At 26.4% G+C, this 15,789-nt stretch carries 13 protein-coding genes and 1 other annotated feature; of the genes, 1 reads left to right on the top strand and 12 read right to left on the bottom strand.

All coding sequences use genetic code 11. From position 1 onward, the window contains the following. Window positions 1-164: 164 nt before the first annotated feature. From clpB to AZI32_RS10685, 5 genes are all read right to left on the bottom strand, one after another. Window positions 165-2,768 carry an ATP-dependent chaperone ClpB gene (clpB, locus tag AZI32_RS10705; RefSeq protein ID WP_061995833.1) on the bottom strand — a complete coding sequence of 868 codons (2,604 nt, stop codon included), beginning with the start codon at window positions 2,766-2,768 and terminating at the stop codon, window positions 165-167. 465 nt (window positions 2,769-3,233) lie between these two features. After that, complete coding sequence (locus AZI32_RS10700) at window positions 3,234-3,539, bottom strand: rhodanese-like domain-containing protein (RefSeq protein ID WP_010295603.1); 306 nt, start codon at window positions 3,537-3,539, stop codon at window positions 3,234-3,236. A gap of 131 nt (window positions 3,540-3,670) precedes the next feature. Then, window positions 3,671-4,555, bottom strand: a complete 885-nt coding sequence (locus tag AZI32_RS10695) for an NAD(P)/FAD-dependent oxidoreductase (protein ID WP_082761215.1) — start codon at window positions 4,553-4,555, stop codon at window positions 3,671-3,673. Between the two features lie 21 nt (window positions 4,556-4,576). Further along, window positions 4,577-4,894, bottom strand: a complete 318-nt coding sequence (gene trxA, locus AZI32_RS10690; protein ID WP_061995831.1) for a thioredoxin — start codon at window positions 4,892-4,894, stop codon at window positions 4,577-4,579. A gap of 466 nt (window positions 4,895-5,360) precedes the next feature. Further along, window positions 5,361-6,698: an MATE family efflux transporter gene (locus tag AZI32_RS10685; RefSeq protein WP_061995830.1), complete on the bottom strand. Its 1,338-nt coding sequence runs from the start codon at window positions 6,696-6,698 to the stop codon at window positions 5,361-5,363. Between the two features lie 182 nt (window positions 6,699-6,880). Here AZI32_RS10685 and AZI32_RS18745 point away from each other — a divergent pair, with 182 nt between their 5' ends. Next, on the top strand, window positions 6,881-7,036 hold the full coding sequence (locus AZI32_RS18745; RefSeq protein ID WP_164474743.1) for a hypothetical protein: 156 nt from the start codon (window positions 6,881-6,883) through the stop codon (window positions 7,034-7,036). Window positions 7,037-7,093: 57 nt separating this feature from the next. On the opposite strand, the gene AZI32_RS10680 is transcribed toward AZI32_RS18745, so the two are convergent. The 7 genes from AZI32_RS10680 to AZI32_RS10655 form a co-directional block, all read right to left on the bottom strand. Next, window positions 7,094-8,884 (bottom strand): DNA mismatch repair protein MutS, encoded by a 1,791-nt coding sequence (locus AZI32_RS10680; RefSeq protein WP_061995829.1) that lies wholly within the window; start codon window positions 8,882-8,884, stop codon window positions 7,094-7,096. Between the two features lie 418 nt (window positions 8,885-9,302). After that, window positions 9,303-9,452, bottom strand: coding sequence for a hypothetical protein (locus AZI32_RS18425; protein WP_157450891.1), 150 nt, complete (start codon window positions 9,450-9,452; stop codon window positions 9,303-9,305). A 51-nt stretch (window positions 9,453-9,503) separates the two neighbouring features. Then, complete coding sequence (locus AZI32_RS10675) at window positions 9,504-9,731, bottom strand: DUF1292 domain-containing protein (RefSeq protein ID WP_061995828.1); 228 nt, start codon at window positions 9,729-9,731, stop codon at window positions 9,504-9,506. A 178-nt stretch (window positions 9,732-9,909) separates the two neighbouring features. Next, on the bottom strand, window positions 9,910-11,082 hold the full coding sequence (locus AZI32_RS10670) for an alanine--tRNA ligase-related protein (protein ID WP_061995827.1): 1,173 nt from the start codon (window positions 11,080-11,082) through the stop codon (window positions 9,910-9,912). Window positions 11,083-11,256: 174 nt separating this feature from the next. Further along, window positions 11,257-12,606 (bottom strand): replication-associated recombination protein A, encoded by a 1,350-nt coding sequence (locus AZI32_RS10665; protein ID WP_242865295.1) that lies wholly within the window; start codon window positions 12,604-12,606, stop codon window positions 11,257-11,259. Window positions 12,607-12,689: 83 nt separating this feature from the next. Continuing rightward, window positions 12,690-13,715 (bottom strand): GIY-YIG nuclease family protein, encoded by a 1,026-nt coding sequence (locus AZI32_RS10660; protein WP_082761214.1) that lies wholly within the window; start codon window positions 13,713-13,715, stop codon window positions 12,690-12,692. A gap of 157 nt (window positions 13,716-13,872) precedes the next feature. After that, window positions 13,873-15,126, bottom strand: coding sequence for a dicarboxylate/amino acid:cation symporter (locus AZI32_RS10655; protein WP_061995825.1), 1,254 nt, complete (start codon window positions 15,124-15,126; stop codon window positions 13,873-13,875). A gap of 267 nt (window positions 15,127-15,393) precedes the next feature. Next, window positions 15,394-15,637: a binding site (T-box leader), on the bottom strand. Between the last annotated feature and the right edge of the window lie 152 nt (window positions 15,638-15,789).

Here is a 15,789-nt window from a genome sequence, read left to right as displayed (position 1 = left end):
TACTTAATATAAAACTTCAACGCTATATCTATTCAAAATTCTAAACAACTAAAAAGTGATACAAGCTTGTAATATCCTAAATTCAAAACTACATTTTACATAAAAATATTCTTAGTTATTGAATGAATTTAATTTCAAGCTTATATCACTATAGAATAGCTCTTTTAATTTTTAACTGTTATTTCTAAAACTTCATCTTTACCATCAACAAGAACTACAGAACCATCATAAATTTCTCCCGCAATTATCATTTTAGCTATTTTAGTCTCTAACACATTTCCAATGTATCTTTTTAATGGTCTTGCACCATAAACTGGGTCATAACCTTCCTTTACTAATATATCCTTTGCATCATCAGTTACTTTTAAGGTTATATTTCTATCACTTAATCTCCTTCTTACATCTTTTAAAAATATATCTATTATCTTTTTAATACCTTCTCCACTTAAAGGTTTAAACATTATAATATCATCTAATCTATTTAAGAATTCTGGCTTAAATCTTAACTTCATCTCATTCATTACAGCATTTCTTGCATCTTCACTTATTCCACTTTCATCTTGATTTTCTAACAAATAACTACTTCCTAAATTAGACGTCATAATGATAATTGTATTTTTAAAATCTACAGTTTTACCCTTATTATCTGTAAGCCTTCCATCATCTAATATTTGTAAAAATATATTAAATACGTCTTCATGGGCTTTTTCAATTTCATCAAATAATATTACTGAATATGGACTTCTTCTAACTGCTTCTGTTAATTGTCCTCCTTCTTCATAACCCACATATCCTGGAGGTGGTCCTATGAGTCTTGAAACTGAGTATTTCTCCATATATTCTGACATATCTATTCTTACAATATTTTCTTCACTATCAAACAAGTTTCTTGCAAGAGTTTTAGCAAGTTCTGTTTTACCAACACCAGTAGGCCCCAAGAATATAAATGAACCAATAGGTCTATTAGGATCTTTAAGCCCTGCTCTAGCTCTAAGTACTGCATTAGATACTGCATTTGTTGCCTCTTCTTGGCCTACTACTCTTTTTTGCAGCTCTTTTTCTAATCTTAAAAGTTTTTGTCTTTCACCTTCAACTAATCTTGTAACTGGAATACCAGTCCATTTTGAAACAATTTCAGATATTTCACTTTCCGTTACTTCTTCTTTTAAAAGAGCACCTTCATAATTTTTTTTCATTTCTTCTTCTTTGTCTTTTACTTGTCTTTCAAGTTCTGGAATTGTTCCATATTTAAGCTCTGCAACAGTATTTAAATCATATTCTCTTTCAGCCTTTTCTAAATCTCCACGAACTTTGTCAAGTTGAGATTTTAAATTTCTTATTTCTAAAATATGGCCTTTTTCCTTTTCATATTTGGCTGTCATTTCATCATTTTTTTCTTTTAATTCGGCAAGTTCTTTTTCTAGATTTTTAAGCCTTTTTTGTGAAGCCTCATCATTTTCTTTAGTTAATGCTTCTCTTTCTGTCTCAAGCATTAATTTTTTTCTTCTTATAATATCAAGTTCTGTTGGAAGAGAGTCTATTTCACTTCTTATCATAGCGCCAGCTTCATCTATTAAATCAATTGCTTTATCTGGAAGATATCTATCTTGAATATACCTATCTGAAAATTTCGCTGCAGCTACTATAGCTGAATCATGTATTCTTATTCCATGATGTATTTCGAACCTTTCTTTTAGCCCTCTTAAAATAGAAACTGTATCTTCTACTGTTGGCTCTTCTATTATAACTGTTTGGAATCTTCTTTCTAATGCTTTATCTTTTTCTATATATTGTCTATATTCATCAAAAGTTGTAGCCCCAATACAGTGAAGTTCCCCTCTTGCAAGTAATGGTTTAATTAAGTTACCTGCATCCATTGCTCCATCTGTTTTTCCAGCACCTACAATTGTATGAATTTCATCTATAAATAATATTATTTTTCCCTCTGAACTTTGAACTTCTTTTAATACTGCTTTTAATCTTTCTTCAAATTCGCCTCTATATTTAGCCCCTGCAATTAATGCACCCATGTCTAATGAGAAAATAATTCTATCTTTTAATCCTTCTGGAACATCTCCTCTTACTATTCTTTCTGCCAAACCTTCAACAATAGCAGTTTTACCAACACCAGGTTCTCCTATCAATACAGGATTATTTTTTGTTCTTCTTGAAAGTATTCTTATTGTTCTTCTAATTTCTTCATCACGTCCAATTACGGGATCTAGTTTGTGTTTTTTAGCAAGTTCAATAAGATTTGTTCCGTACTTTTTAAGTGCATCATATGTTCCTTCTGGATCTTGAGTATCAACTCTTTGATTACCTCTTACATCTGATAAAACTTTTAAAAATTCATTTTTATTTATATTAAATCTGTCTAATATTTTTCCAACTGCACCTTTTTTGTCAACTTCCATAATAGCAATCATTACATGTTCCACACTAATATATGAATCTTTAAATTCCGTTGCAATTTCATCTGCCTTAACTAAAACTTCATTTATTCTTCTTGTAGCTACTACACCTGAATTTTGAGCTCCTTCACCTAACACTTTAGGCATTCTATCCAATTCAGTATGCAAATCATTTCTAAGTACATTTATATTAACTGACATCTTTTCAAAAATATTAGGAATTAATCCATCTTCTTGATTTACAAGAGCTGCAAATAAATGTATTACATCCACTTGTTGATGATTATACTTTACGGCCTCACTATATGCATCATTTAAACTTTGTTGTACTCTTACAGTCATTTTATCTACATTCATATATTTTTATGTTGCAATAGATTTTATTAAAATTTATTGCAACATTTCACCTCCTCTTAATTTTCTAATTATTCTATTTAACAAAACACTTTAAAGTGAGTTTATATTTTAAGCGCATTCCATATTAGTTTTTCATTATATGTAAAAGTTATACATATAATAAACTTTTAGATAACTAAAATCTTGTTTATATTTAATATATTCATATTATCACCTTACCTTGTGTTCATATTTATTATAGTTCTAAAATTATTTTAACTTACTTTGTTATTATTATTATAAATTAACTTTTAAAATTATAATAAATAATTTAATTTCAATATATTTATAATAATATAAAAGTCAAAGAAAGTCAAAGTCTATTTTTCCTTTATTTTTACGTAAAATAAAGCACAATAAGACATCTATTTAAAATATCTTATTGTACTTTTCATATTTAACTTATAAATTTATAAATTGATTTTTTTATCTTACTAAATAATTTTGTAACGGGCTAATTCCACCAGTTAAATTATATATATATCTAAATCCATTTCTACTTAAAAATGAACTTGCTGTAAAACTTCTTGAACCAGAACTACAGTAAATAACAATGTTTTCATTTTTATATGGTTCTAATAAATCAATTTTTTCATTTAGCTCATCTATTGGTATAGATATTGCATTAGGTATATGACCATACTCAAATTCAGAATAAGATCTTACATCCAAAAATATAGCATCTCTATTGTTCAAAAAATTTATTGCTTCATATTTACTTATATTTTTCATAAACTCACCCCTTAGCAAGCTTTTAAATTATCTCTATAATATAATATACTAAGTTATCTATAATTGCTCTATTCAAATAAAAAAAAACTACTTTAAAATAAGATTAATATCTATTTTAAAGTAGTTTTTCACTATTTATTTTTATTACTAATCGCCTTTTCATATAAATAACTTACAGCATTTAATGAAGCAATTTGACCTTCTCCAGCTGATTTTATATAACCGTAAGGTTTTCCAATACAATCGCCAGCTGCAAAAGCTCCTTTTATATTTGTTTCCAGGTTTCTATTTACTTCTATATGACCGTCTGCAGATTTAAGTCCTGGCATTAACACATCTGGTGCTACACTATCTCTTAATATAAATAATCCTGATACTGTTAATTCTTTATCTTCAAATATTATCTTTTCAAAAGAATTTTCACCTTCAATAGATTTAATTTTACTGTGAATAACTTCTACATTATCACCTAAACTAAATTGGCCTTTAAACATTGGAACAAAGTATACTTTAGATGCCACTCCTTTTAAATAATCAACTTCTTCTAAAGAAGCTTGATTGTAACCAACAACAGCTACTTCTTTTCCTTTATATAATGGACCATCACAGGTTGCACAATAGCTTACACCTTTTCCTACAAGCTTTTCTTCTCCTTGTAGTAATTTTCCATAGTTTACTCCTGTTGCTAATATAACTGCATCTACTTTGTAAGATTTATCATTACAAACTACCGCAAAGAAGCTTCCCATTGAATACACGTTTGTTACTTTTTCATATGTTATTTTTATACCTATATCATCTATATGCTTCTTAAAATTGTTAGTAAGTTCTTTTCCACTTATACCTGGAAATCCAAGATAATTATCTATTTTTGGAGCTAGTTCTAACTTATTACTAAGATTCTCTTGACCAAAAATTACAAAGCTTTTATTTCTTATTTTTAAATTTAATGCAGCACTAATTCCTGCAGGACCACTTCCTATAATAGCTACATCATACTGTTTCATCTGTTCCATCTTAAATCATGCCTTTCTTTATTACATATGTTTGTTTAAAAATTCAACTAACATTTCTTTAGGTGCAAATCCACTAAATTTATCTACTAAGTCACCATCTTTAAATAATAACATAGTTGGAACCGCTGATATTTTATATGCAGATGCTTTTTCAACATTTGTATCTATATCTACTTTTCCTATAGTTAAATTATTATTCATCTCTCCTGCTAGTTCTTCTAAAACAGGTCCAAGCATTTTACATGGTCCACACCATGGTGCCCAGAAATCTACTAAAACTAAACCTTTTGAATTTAGAACCTCTTCATTAAAACTACTATCTGTTATATGTTTTATCATTTTTACCACTCCTTATAAATAGAATTTAATATTAGGTTATGCAAATGCACAATTGCTATACCTGTGCTTTTTAAAAATTTTAATAGCATTTGTATCCTTACATTAATATATTAAATTACAATAATTTTTATTAACAAATATCCCTTATCTTTTAATCTTATTTTATCATAAAGCATTTATATATTCAAATATTAAAATATATTTTTTAATATTTTATACAAAAGAAATTAATTATACTTTTAACTACTTAATTTATATAGAACTATAGGATTCCAAGTTGACTCTTAAATTTATTCATTCCAAAACTTGGATATCCAAAATAATGAGACATGTTCTGAATCAGTTAGAATTCAACACTGCATCTTGCATAAAAACATTTAAAGTTATTGAATAAATTCAAATGCGAGCTTGTTTCCCTATACAATAACCTAACTTAGAATCCTATATATTTTAAAATATGTACTTTCTATGAGTTTTTAATTATATCCTTTTTTTGCCACATACCTTTTCTATAATACCAAAAAGTTACAAACCATCCTACAATCCAGCCTACTGGTATTCCTACCCATATTCCATTTACACCTAAATATTTAGAAAATATATAGGATGCTGGAATTCTTACAGCCCATAATGAAATTATAGAACTTATTAATGAAAACATCGAATCCCCTGCTCCTCTTATAGCGCTGGTAAGCATAAAAGATGTAGATATTGCTATAAAGAATGGTCCAACAGTCATTAAATATCTTGAACCAATATCTACAACTTCCTTATCTGTATTAAAAAGCCCTATAAGTTCTTTGTTAAACATTAAAAATATTACTAAAACAACTATTGATAATGAAGCTGCCATAAATAAAGATGATTTTACTCCCTTTTTTATTCTATCTAACTTTCCTGCTCCCATATTTTGAGCAACAAAAGTAGAAACTGCTGCACCTAAATTCATTACTGGTATAGATATAAAAGTTTCAACCTTAGTCCCTGCCCCAAAAGCTGCCATAGCAGATGTTCCATAACCATTTACTAATGATTGAAGCGCTATATTGCCAAAAGAAAATAACATTTGTTGAATAGCACTAGGAATTCCAAGTCTTAATCCTTTTTTAAATATATCCTTATCATATTTTAATCCTTTAAATCTTATTTTTAAAACTTCATGCTTTTTATTAAGATAAATTATACTAAATATAAAAGAAATTCCTTGAGCTATTATAGTTGCCAATGCAACACCATTTACACCCATATTAAAATTTAATATAAAAACTATATCTAAAACTATATTTAAAATTGTAGATATTATAAGAAATATTAAAGGGTTAGTAGAATCACCAAGTCCTCTTAATATAGCACTTACAGAATTATATCCTGCTGAAAAAATAGTCCCTGAAAAAATAATTATAAGATATTCTTTTGACTGATTCATTATAACATCTGGAGTATTCATAATTTTTAATATAGGTTCACTAAAAATTATACCTATTATAGTAATAATAATTGATGTTATAAATATAAAAATATATGTTGTATCAATTGTACGTTTTATTTTTTTCATATTTTTAGAACCATAATATTGAGATACTAAAATTGAAAACCCAAGAGTAACTCCCATAAGTAACGATGTTAATAAAAACATAATTGGATTTGCCCCTGAAACAGCAGCCATTGCATCCTTACCAATAAAACGCCCAACAATTATACTATCTGCTGTATTGTATAATTGTTGAAACAAACTTCCTATAAGCATTGGTAATGCAAAAGTAAAAATCTGTTTTCCTTCATGTCCTTCTGTTAAATCCTTCATATTTCCCCCTTAAATTATAGTTACTACACAGTTATATTTCTATAACTATATTGACTATTGTATCAAAATTTTATTTTATATTCTATATTTTAAAAATAAATTTTTTCTTATATAAAACGCAGAATATTCTTTTAGTTTATTCACATACTAATTATGAATTTAATGATGAAAGGATGACAATTATGAAGACTAAAAATAGAAAAGAATATTCTGAAGAAAACTATTTGAAAAATGGAAACAAAACTCAAAATCAATTTGCCAAAAATAGTTTTAATACTACAATAGAAGAACCAGGAACTAACGAAAGTGGTATTATAGCTAAGAAAAAAGGTTTTTAAACCAATAAAAATAATCGCCTACATTTTGTTGGCGATTATTTTTTATAATGTATAATTTTACTCTTCTAATATATTTATTCCTACCATCTTCATTAAATATTTTGCATTTGTAGAGGTGGATCTTCCATTTTTTAATTTATAATCAAAAAGAATTTTATTTTCATTATAATTCTCTGCAAAATGAAAATTTTTTATCCTATTGTTAGTTTCAAGAGCACAAAGTTCTAAATCATGGGTAGTTATTAATCCAATTGCTCCTAACTTATTTAAATTTGCTAATACATTTTTAGCTCCTGTAATTCTATCTACAGAGTTAGTTCCTCTAAAAATTTCATCTATTAGAAATATCATTTTGCTATTTTTATTAGAATAATCAATTATTTGTTTTATCCTTATAAGTTCTGCATAAAATGTAGATACACCATTTTTCAAATCATCACTAATTCTCATAGATGTATATATTTGAACTTTAGATGCAACCATCTCTTTCGCACACACTGGGGCTCCGTTATAAGCAAGAACAAGATTAATTCCTATTGTTCTTAAAAAAGTTGTCTTTCCTGACATATTAGATCCCGTTATTACAAATATCTCATCATCCATACTAAAGTCATTACAAACCCTAATAGAAGAATTTATAAGTGGGTGTCCCAAGTTCACAGCTTTTACTTTTAAAGATTTATCATTTATTTCACACATTGTAACATTGTCATTTATATGCATAAGCACAGAAAAACTTATTAAACTTTCTAATTCGCCTATTAAACTTAGCCACATTTCTATATTGCTTCCATATTTTTTATTCCAACTTTCAAGCGCAAATATACATTGATAATCCCAAAGAAATATTCCATTTAGGGGCAACATGAAAAAAGTATTAAATCTAAGATTTATCTTGTTCATAATTTTATTTAAATCTTTCATTCCCTTTAAAGATTCATTTCCAGTTTCAAAAAGTTTTTCTTTTAAATCTTTAAGCAATTCACTTTTAAATTCTTCATTTTCTATAAGTTTTAACAAATTATAGTATCCATCAAACCCACTTTTAAATTTAGATACTTCATAAAAACTTTGATTTATTTTGTTTAATCCCATTGCCCAAATTAAAAGTTGAATTGCTATTATAAGAAACGCTAGTTTAAAACCTAAAGCACCTTTAAATAATATTAGCGCTAAAGATATTGGAACTGTTATAATTGGAAGTATATATAGTATTTTTTTTATAAACCCTTTATTGGTAATTTCCTTTTTTTCACTTCCATATTTAAATAAAAATCTTGGATTTTGTAGTTTTTCTCTATCTCTATATGCAGAGTTTTCTATGCTTTGGCAAAACTCTAACTTAGAAGATAACTCTTTTATTGCATCCTGTCTTTTCTTTATAATTTCCGTATCAAAATCAGGATTTAACAATGATTTAGATAACCTCTCTCTACCTATAAAAGTATTAGTAGTATTTATAAGCTGAAATAAGGATTTATCTCCAACAATATCTAAATCAAAAGAATATGGATGCTTTCTATCTATAAATTCTTCACCACAATCTTTGAAATTTACCCATTTTCCATTAGTTCTATCAATATAATCTTTATTTATTCCTATCATACCTTTAGCATATTGTAATTTATCACTAATATTTCTATGATAAACCACAAGTATTATAAAAGCTACATAACTTATAGCAAAACATATTCTATATATTGGAATTAAACCTAACTTCCATATAGCATAAGTAAAAAAAGCAGCTAATATAAACACTATAAGTCTTAATGCTCCTAAGATATTATAAGTTTTAGTAAAGCTTTTAGCTTCTTTTTCATAGTGTTTTAATCTCTCTTCAAAAACCATTTGACTTCTCCTTCATGTATATTTTAAATTTAATTTCATCTTAATAATATGATTATAATCTAGAGATTTAACTTATACCATTATTACTTGAGAATTTTTAAGATTAAATTTCTATAAGATGTTTATCTTGTTATTTAATACCAAAAATTAAATTATAAGTTAAATGTAGAAAGTTCATCTCTATATAATAAAGTTTAAATAGAAATTTATTTATATATTAACATATTATACCTCATAATTTGTTTTTTATCATAATAAAAATCTAAATTATAAAAACTACTGTTTTCTAGGTTTATACTACTGCTAAAAAATCTTTTCACCTTTCAATTCTACTCCAATTATATTTGTAATAAACTAAATATACAAAAAGACTATTTCAAAATAATTTTATATTTTGAAATAGTCCTTTTAATTAATTTTAACGTCTATTATTTATTTGATAGTTTTGTGTTCCAGGGTTTTCTTGATGATTGGGAAAAGTATTTTTATCTGGAAGGTGTCCAGAATTTTCAAATTTTTCTTTATAATATTTTTCATTTTCATCTTTTATTTCTTTTGAAGTTTTCACAGGATTCACCTTCTTCCTAATTATTTTTAACAGGAATAGTATTTTTTATTTCTAAGCAGTTTTATTATAAGCTTTAAGTACTTTATTAAATTCATCCCCTCTACTTATTGAAGTATATTGTATTTCATTATTTAATCGTGTAACTCTGTATGCATATGCTTCATTAGCATTTTTAGGACCTGCAATTATATACTCCTTATCATCTAATTTCAGCTTATCTATAAGCTCCATTTCAACTTCATTACCATGAGAGTCATTAATTTTAAAAATTTCTGCCATGTTAAATACCTCCTAAATTAAGTTTTACAAAATATTTTTTATTACATATTTAAGATGTGCAAATTCAATAAAATATATAACAAGTTTTAATTGCACTTATAGGAAATATAGGGATACAGTTAATAAAAAAATTTTATTAAACAAAAAACACCAGCTATAATGCTGGCATTTAGTTTTCTTATTGTATTTTTTCTAAAAGGAAGTTATAGAATTCTAGAGCTTTTTCATTGCTTTCAAATACACCTTGAGCTCTTTTTTTATTTCCTCCACCTTTTCCATCAAAAGATTTTATATTTTCTTTAAACATTTTGCCACACTCTATAGCAAAATCTCCATTATAAGTTAAAACCACTTGTTTATCTGTCTCAGATAAAGCTAAAATGATACATTCTTTATTTTTATTTATTTCCTTTATATATAGCTCTATGTCCTGTAATGTTTCATCTTTAAAAGTTATATTTATTAATTTTTTATCGCCTAAATTTCTTAATATCTCTTTAGTTTCTAAAAATACTATTTTTTCTTTTAAGTCCTTAACTTCTTTATTTAAAGATTTTATAGTAGTTTGATTTTCTCTTGTTATTGGAATTACTTGATCTAGTTTACAACCTAGCATTTGATAAACTGTAGAAAGAATTTCGTGTTTTTTATTATAATCTTTGTTAACTCTTTCTCCACATTTAAAATAAACCCTAGTTTTTCCTTTATAATTTTCCCATTTTAATATTTTTATAGTTTCAACTTGACAAGTATTTTCTACATGTGTTCCGCAACATCCACTAAAATCAAAATTTCCAATTTGGACAACTCTAATATTTTTCTCAACATTAACTTTTTTCCTTAATGTAATTTCTTGAGTTTTTAAATCATCTACCACATATGTTTTTACTGGTAAATCCATTGATATAACACTATCTGCTATATCTTCTACCTTAGAAACCATATCTTTAGTTAAATTTTTAATATCAATATCTATACTTACATATTCTTCACCTAAATGAAAACTATCATTATTAGCTCCATAAAGATATTTAAACACTCCTGACAATATATGTTCACCAGTATGTTGCTGCATGTAATCAAATCTTCTATTAAAATCTATAATTCCTCTAACTTTATCCTTATTAATTTTTTCTTCCATAACATGATATATTAAATCATCTTTTTCATACACGTATATAACATTTAATCCATCTATTGTTCCTATGTCACAAGGCTGTCCTCCACCTTCTGGATAAAAAGCTGTTCTCTGTAAAACAACATGATATTTTCCATCAATTTCTTCTATTTTTTCTACTTTAGAATCAAATTCTTTTAGATATAGATTATCATAATATAATTTTATAGTCATAAATAAACCTCTCTGCAATATTAATTGTTTTAAACATTTTAATAATTATCAATAAAAATTTCAACAGTTTTTGAAAAGTTTTCTCCAAAAAAATGTTAATTTTTCATTAATATATTAATTTATATAATAATTCTTTACATTACGAACTATTATATACTATTTTTATAAATTAATCTAATATCTTAATTTTTCCAATCTTAACTTAATTTTACCTTCATATCCTAAATCACTAGGATTGTAATATTGTTTCTCTTTTATTTTATGTGGTAAATACTGTTGTTTTACATAATGATTTTTATAATCGTGTGGATATAAATATTTTTCTTTATCACTATACAGCCTTTCAGCTCCACTGTAACCCTTTTCTCTTAAATGATTAGGAACTTCTCCTATATCTTCTTTTTCAATATCTTTAAGTGCCATATTTATAGCATTGTAAGAAGCATTGCTTTTAGGAGCAGAAGCTACATAAGTTACTGCTTGTGCTAAAAGTATTCTAGCCTCTGGCATACCAATTTCCTTTATTCCATCTAAGCAAGCTTTTGCAATAAGCAGAGCATATGGGTCTGCATTTCCTACATCTTCGCTAGCAGCTATTAAGATTCTTCTTGCTATAAACTCTATATCTTCTCCTGCATAAAGCATTCTTGCCAAATAGTGTATGGCTGCATCTGGATCCGATCCCCGCATACTTTTTATAAAAGCAGAAACAACATCATAATGATTATCACTATTTTTGTCATAATTTATATGTTTCCTTTGTATACATTCTTCTATAGTTTTTAGATCTATATCAATTATTCCATTACTATTTTTATTTGTAGTAAGTACTGCAAGTTCAAGGGCATTTAACGCTCTTCTACCATCTCCATTTGAACACTCTACTAAAAAATTAAGGGCATCATCTTGAAGGTTTATATTTATATTACCAAATCCCTTTTCTTTATTATTAAGTGCTCCTTTTACCATCTTTTCTATGTGTTTTTTATTTAAAGGATCTAATTTAAATATCATAGCTCTTGAAAGTAGTGCCTTATTAACTTCAAAAAAAGGATTTTCCGTTGTAGCACCAACTAAAATTATTCGTCCTTTCTCCACATGTGGAAGAAGTGCATCCTGTTGATTTTTATTAAATCTGTGTATCTCATCTATAAATACTATAGTTTTTTTCCCTTCCATATTTAAGCTGTTTTCAGCCTTATCTATGGTTTCTCTTAGCTCTTTCAAATTGCTTGTAACTGCATTTAATGATTTAAATTTACTTTTTGTAGTTTTGGCTATTATTCTTGCCAAACTAGTCTTTCCTATACCTGGTGGGCCATATAATATTAGTGAAGAAAGTCTATCTGCATTTATAGCTCTATATAAAAGTTTGTCTTTAGCTAATATATGTTCTTGTCCTATATACTCATCTAAAGTTTCTGGCTTTAATCTTTCAGCTAAAGGTGAATTGTCTTTAATTTCTATATTATCTTCATTTTGTGAATTGTTACTATCAAATAAACTGATATTTTCAAAATTCATCTTATTTATTCTAATCCTTTCTATAATGTTATAGGGCTAAACTTATTAATGAGTTCTAAAATCTAAAACTAAAAAATTAAAATTTAGAACCTTATAAATTCATTTAAAAATAAATCTATATGTGATTTATCTGTTACCTCTAAAAAATTAACTTTATTATTGTTTAAATACCGATTGATTATAAGAGTACTATCAATACTGCTTTTGCTATTTTTATAAGAATTTTTCTCAAAAGTATTAAAAATACTTTTTATTGTTCTTTCTAACGTTTTTATATCTAAATTTTCTTTATCATATTTTTCACAGTAGAATATTTTATTATATATACAAAATACTTTAAATGTATTTTTATTTAAATTTTCTACCATAAGTATATTTTTATTCTTTATTTTAACAGAGTTTAATAGTGCTTCTCTGATAAAATTTAAACTTTTAATATCTTCTCTAAAATTAATTGCATTTTCAAAATCCAAAGTCAAAGAGGCATTTTTCATTTCATTTTGAAATATATCTAAAAGTTTTGTATTTAATAAACTTAAGTATTCTATTGCTATATTCAAGTTATTATAATATGTTTCTTTTATGTTAGGATTTATACAAACACCTAAACAGTTTTTTAAATTATAATTTAGACAGCTGGATTTCAATATTCTATTACAAGTTCTTAACTTTAATATTTTACTTATACTAAAACATACTTTTTCTACCACACTTAAACTTGTAAAAGGGCCAAAATAAAGATTATATTCACTTATAGGCTCATAACTAACCAAAATCCTTGGATAATCTTCTTCTAAGGTAATTTCAATATATGGATACCTCTCAGTATTCTTTAATAGTCTATTATAAGTTGGTTTATACCTATCTATAAGCTCTTTTTCTAAAAGTAATGCTTCAATTTCAGTATCTAAATATATATATTCAAAATCTGCTATATTTTTAATAAGCTTTTCCACTTTACTTGTACGATTTTTAATATTACTAAAATAACTTGATACTCTGTTTTTTAAATTTTTAGATTTCCCTACATATATAATTATATCAAATTTATCCTTCATAAGATAAACTCCGGGGTACTCTTTTAAACTCTTAGCCTTCGTTTTAAGCATTTTTGAAATCCTTTCATCTTATCTTTAGTACTATTATACACAAGTAAACTATAAAATAAAAATATATAATTAATAAAATGAACGTTCCTATCACTCAAAAATAGAGGTACTTTTTCAGCACCTCTACTTCTTGTTGTTTACAATTTAAATAATTTTTCTATTCTTCTGAAACTAATAATGCTACTACAGATGATCCCGTTACATTTGTCATTGTTCTTATCATATCTATTATAGCATCCACACCTATAACCATAGCTAGTCCCTCTATCGGTAACCCTAAAGAGGCAAGAACTACTGTTGTTGACATAGTTGCTGCTCCTGGAACTCCTGCTATACCTATAGAACTTATAACTGTTGTTACTACCAATAATCCATAATGGGTCATTGTTAAATCTATTCCAAATACATTTGCTACAAATATAGCAACAATTGCTGGATATATTCCACCACAACCATTCATACCTATAGTAGATCCAAGAGGTGCTACAAAACTTGCAACTTCTTCTGGAATGTTCGCTCTTTCAACTAGACTTTTAATAGTAACAGGTAATGCTCCATAACTACTTTGAGTAGTAAAAGCTACTATTTGTGCTGGAGATATTGCTTTAAAAAAGTGTATAGGATTTTTCTTTTTTATAGCTAATATTAATCCGCTATAAACTACCCCTATTTGTATTATGCAGGCTACATATACCGCTACAATCATTGTCCCTAATGGCAGTAATGTTGAAATACCATTTTCCGCTGATAATTTTGCCATTAATGCAAATACTCCATATGGTGTGAAATTCAATATAATTCTAGTTACTCTTACTAAGATTACATTTAAGGATGTAATAAAATCTTTAAATGGTTTTATTTTTTCTGGATATATATTTCCCTCAATAACCATTGCTATTGCTATAAAAAGTGAAAATATAATAACAGGTATTATTTTCCCTTCTGCCATTGATTGTATAGGATTGGTTGGTAGCATGTCCATTAAAACAGTGTTAAAATTAGGTATTTCTCTTGCTTTAAATCCTTCTGCTACTATATAGTTCATACCACTTCCTACATTAAAAACTTTACCTATAATAATACCTACCATGGTAGCAATAGCTGTTGTTAACAATAAGAAAAATATTGTTTTTATTCCTAAGGATTTTAACTTTTCTCCATCTTTCAAATTAGTTATACTTCCAATTAAAGAAACTATAACTAGAGGTATTACAAGCATCTTAATAAAAGATATGTATATAGTCCCTACATACTGAACATAAGATATTTTCTCTTTAAATATAATCCCTGCAACTACACCTAAGCCTAAACCTACTAAAATTCTTAAAGAAAAATTTATTTCCTTAAATTTTAACCAATATAAAAAAATCATAACTACTACTAGGATAAATGCTGATATAAACAAATCCATATTTCTTCCTCCATTTTCTATTTTTAATTAACTGTAAAACTTATAATGAAACAAGATTGCAAATTAGAGTTTTGTGTAGATACATAAATTCTAGTAAACTTATTCTAGAACTTCTTTATCTATAAATCTGTTTTTTATCAATGTTTTCCTTGGCCAAGTAATAATTGATATTAGTGTTATTAATACAAATAATGAAATGTTATGCATTTTTAATATGTTTAACTTTTAAAAATCTTGAAAATAAAAAAAACTCCTGCCTCTGATATTCTCAGAGGCAGAAGATATAATTCCGCGATTCCACTCTAATTAAGCACATAGTATGCTCATCTCATTTTAGGTACATATATAATACCCTATCTCTATAACGGGAGAACCCGTAAAAACCTACTGTAAATTTCGGCATTTCCACTCCTAGGGGCACTTGGGCCAATTTTTTTATAAACTCTCTCAGCAAATGAGTTTTTCTCTGTAGTAAATACATTAACTTACTTTCCCTATTCAACGTGTTATATTTAATCTTGTTGAAGTTTATTATACTTACAAAAAATATATGTGTCAATATATTTTTTATATTTTTATTACCTAATTCTGATTGATTTTTGATAATGTCTTATTATAACGTATGTGATTATGTCCTCAAATTTTAAAATATAGTATAATAAA

It is taken from the genome of Clostridium sp. ATCC 25772, assembly GCF_001573875.1.
GTDB classification, from domain to species: domain Bacteria; phylum Bacillota; class Clostridia; order Clostridiales; family Clostridiaceae; genus Clostridium_J; species Clostridium_J senegalense.
The sequence above is the reverse complement of the archived record's forward strand: the minus strand, read 5'-3'. Positions and strand labels throughout refer to the sequence as shown.

What these genes read in the sequence shown, in the direction of transcription:
- trxA (WP_061995831.1), bottom strand. Translation starts at nt 4,894, where the DNA reads ATGATAAAACATATAACAGATAGTAGTTTTAATGAAGAGGTTCTAAAT.
- AZI32_RS18745 (WP_164474743.1), top strand. Translation starts at nt 6,881, where the DNA reads ATGAAGACTAAAAATAGAAAAGAATATTCTGAAGAAAACTATTTGAAA.
- AZI32_RS10665 (WP_242865295.1), bottom strand. Translation starts at nt 12,606, where the DNA reads ATGAATTTTGAAAATATCAGTTTATTTGATAGTAACAATTCACAAAAT.
- AZI32_RS10670 (WP_061995827.1), bottom strand. Translation starts at nt 11,082, where the DNA reads ATGACTATAAAATTATATTATGATAATCTATATCTAAAAGAATTTGAT.
- AZI32_RS10675 (WP_061995828.1), bottom strand. Translation starts at nt 9,731, where the DNA reads ATGGCAGAAATTTTTAAAATTAATGACTCTCATGGTAATGAAGTTGAA.
- AZI32_RS10660 (WP_082761214.1), bottom strand. Translation starts at nt 13,715, where the DNA reads ATGCTTAAAACGAAGGCTAAGAGTTTAAAAGAGTACCCCGGAGTTTAT.
- clpB (WP_061995833.1), bottom strand. Translation starts at nt 2,768, where the DNA reads ATGAATGTAGATAAAATGACTGTAAGAGTACAACAAAGTTTAAATGAT.
- AZI32_RS10700 (WP_010295603.1), bottom strand. Translation starts at nt 3,539, where the DNA reads ATGAAAAATATAAGTAAATATGAAGCAATAAATTTTTTGAACAATAGA.
- AZI32_RS10680 (WP_061995829.1), bottom strand. Translation starts at nt 8,884, where the DNA reads ATGGTTTTTGAAGAGAGATTAAAACACTATGAAAAAGAAGCTAAAAGC.
- AZI32_RS10685 (WP_061995830.1), bottom strand. Translation starts at nt 6,698, where the DNA reads ATGAAGGATTTAACAGAAGGACATGAAGGAAAACAGATTTTTACTTTT.
- AZI32_RS10655 (WP_061995825.1), bottom strand. Translation starts at nt 15,126, where the DNA reads ATGGATTTGTTTATATCAGCATTTATCCTAGTAGTAGTTATGATTTTT.
- AZI32_RS10695 (WP_082761215.1), bottom strand. Translation starts at nt 4,555, where the DNA reads ATGGAACAGATGAAACAGTATGATGTAGCTATTATAGGAAGTGGTCCT.